General features: G+C 52.6%; 4 protein-coding genes. 3 read left to right on the forward strand and 1 reads right to left on the reverse strand.

Translation table 11 applies throughout. The features are described 5' to 3' along the window. On the reverse strand, positions 1-246 hold the full coding sequence (locus tag ABX962_RS35095) for a hypothetical protein (protein ID WP_372726303.1): 246 nt from the start codon (positions 244-246) through the stop codon (positions 1-3). Between the two features lie 162 nt (positions 247-408). Here ABX962_RS35095 and ABX962_RS35100 point away from each other — a divergent pair, with 162 nt between their 5' ends. The 3 genes from ABX962_RS35100 to ABX962_RS35110 all read left to right on the forward strand — a co-directional run bounded on the left by ABX962_RS35100 (position 409) and on the right by ABX962_RS35110 (position 2051). Continuing rightward, complete coding sequence (locus ABX962_RS35100; protein WP_372726304.1) at positions 409-870, forward strand: hypothetical protein; 462 nt, start codon at positions 409-411, stop codon at positions 868-870. Then, positions 860-1312 (forward strand): MarR family winged helix-turn-helix transcriptional regulator, encoded by a 453-nt coding sequence (locus tag ABX962_RS35105; protein ID WP_372726305.1) that lies wholly within the window; start codon positions 860-862, stop codon positions 1310-1312. Before ABX962_RS35100 ends, ABX962_RS35105 begins: the two co-directional genes overlap by 11 nt. 229 nt (positions 1313-1541) lie before the next feature. Further along, positions 1542-2051 carry a carboxylesterase family protein gene (locus tag ABX962_RS35110; protein WP_372726306.1) on the forward strand — a complete coding sequence of 170 codons (510 nt, stop codon included), beginning with the start codon at positions 1542-1544 and terminating at the stop codon, positions 2049-2051. Positions 2052-2191: the final 140 nt, after the last annotated feature.

Here is a 2191-nt window from a genome sequence, read left to right on the forward strand (position 1 = left end):
CTACCGCGACGATCCGTGACCGATCGCGGTAGCCCGCTTCGGTTGAATCAACGTCGTCAACGCTTCGAGCTGAGCCAAATTCAGTGATCGAGGCCGTTTGTCGTCGGTTGGTCGCTCTGAACTTGTCTTAGAACTTATTCTCAAAAAGTAGTCGCCGCGATCGACGCCATTGCAGACGCCCCGATCGTAGGCAACAAGGTTTGAATCGCTGACCGCTGCCGCAGGGGAACATGTCGTTGCGACCAAGCTTTTCCTCGAACGGTTTGCCTTGGATGACACGGACTCCGCGCTCTAGTAACGTCGAGGATTGACAATCTGGGAAAATGCTGTAATGTGCAGGTATGCAGGGAGGCCTTTGTCGTGAGAGGCTCTCAATCGGATCCTCGACGTTCACTGGGACGAAATGGAATGGCTTCAATCGTAGAACGCAGCGTTCGACTTCCTCGGCTCGCTTTGGTGACGCGAATCCTGTTCGCAGTCTTCCTGTTTGGCACGGGGATCATGACGATGAGCTTTGCCATCAACGGGTATCCCGTTGGCGAGTCGCCCGATGAGGTGGGCCGCTTCATGATCGCGATCGGCAAGACGGGCTATCTAATTTTCTGGGTGGGGTTATTCAAGACGCTCGTTGGTGGCTTGATGTTTTTCCAACGCATCGCGGCATTAGCGATTTTGATGTCGCTGCCCTATGCGTTCAATATCCTGCTGTATGTGACCTTTTTCGCTCATCAGTACCTCGTCATCGGGCTGCCCGATTTCGCCGCGTGTGCCTTGCTGATTTACTGCTACTTTGATTGGTATCGTCCGATCTTTGCGGGACCGACGGCCTTATCGGTTCCAGAATCACAAGGAGTTGAAAATGCATTTTGATTCCGAGTCTTCGCCTGGATTTGCAATCGGACGAGTTGCCTACCTGATTCGTTCGGCAATGGCAGCGGTGTTGAAGGACGCCGGTTGGCCGTTTTCGCCTGAGGAAACGCAGACACTGATCACTTTGTTGGATGCCGGCAAATCGCTCAGCATGAATGAGTTGGCATCGCTCATGATTCGTGATCCCACGACGGTGAAACGACAGCTGGATCGACTGGTTGAACACAAATTGGTCCAGCGGAGTGTCTCGAGTGAAGACGCACGTATTGCAATGATCGGATTGACTCGCCTTGGTGAGCAGAAGCTTGCCAAGGTTCTTCCGTTACTGGACGACTTGCGGAAGTCGACGCTCAAGGGGATTTCAAAGTCGGATCTGGACGCGACTCAAAACGTGCTGGGGAAAATGCAGGGGAATTTGTCCACGTACGCTTCACGAAAATAGTGGCAAGGACAGCTGACGTTTACTCTCTGCCCTCGGAAGCTCGGTGCAAGTTCGAGCCTCCACTAGGCAGCAGGGAGCATCGCGACGCTGCGATTTTGGCTATAACAGTGGGGGCTAAACATGGGAGTGTGGCAGGTCAAATCCAATGATGAAATATCGAGTTCACATTCCCCCCAAAGCTCCAAGCGTGGTAGCGATGGCAACTAATCAAAGATGCGTTTAATGTGGGGTGTTGATCGTTGTGGCGAGTGGTTTGCACGCGGTGGCGCAGTCGCCGCTGACGCCGGTCAAGACAACTTCCGATGACCAAAAGTCGATCGGTTCGATTTTCAAACAGTCGACGTATCGAGTGAAAGTCACTCGAGGCTGGCCCCAGGCTCAAGGGATGGTCTATCACCCCACCGATCCGCAGCGTTGTTTTTCGAGAAATCTAACGCTTGATCTTTATGAACCAGACGAAGCCACCGTGCAGAATCGTCCCGTCGTTTTGCTGGTCCATTCCGGCGGTTTTTGGACGGGGGATTCGTTGATGAAATCAATGGTTCGTGCCGGAAAGTATTTTGCCGAGCGAGGGTGGGTCTGCTTTTCAATCAACTATCGATTGCACGGTGATCGAGCAATCTCGCCGGAAGACTGGTTCAACAACCGCCCCACCTATGCTGCGACGCGAGATGCAAAGGCGGCCATTCGTTGGATCCGCGCCAATGCGGACTCGTATTCTCATCACGTCATTATGTAGTTAGAACAATTGCTAGAGAATTAAACTTTTAGACTCTAGAAGAGGGAATGAACTGTCATGGCTAAGAAGAAAGCTGCCACCAAAAAGTCGACGGCAACGCAACATTCATCCACGCTTGGTGACCTCTACAACCAAGTCGC

The sequence above is a fragment of the Novipirellula sp. genome (assembly GCF_041583735.1).
In the GTDB taxonomy this organism is placed as follows: domain Bacteria; phylum Planctomycetota; class Planctomycetia; order Pirellulales; family Pirellulaceae; genus Novipirellula.

Coding starts and splice junctions, on each gene's coding strand:
- ABX962_RS35100 (WP_372726304.1), top strand. CDS start 409: ATGGCTTCAATCGTAGAACGCAGCGTTCGACTTCCTCGGCTCGCTTTG.
- ABX962_RS35105 (WP_372726305.1), top strand. CDS start 860: ATGCATTTTGATTCCGAGTCTTCGCCTGGATTTGCAATCGGACGAGTT.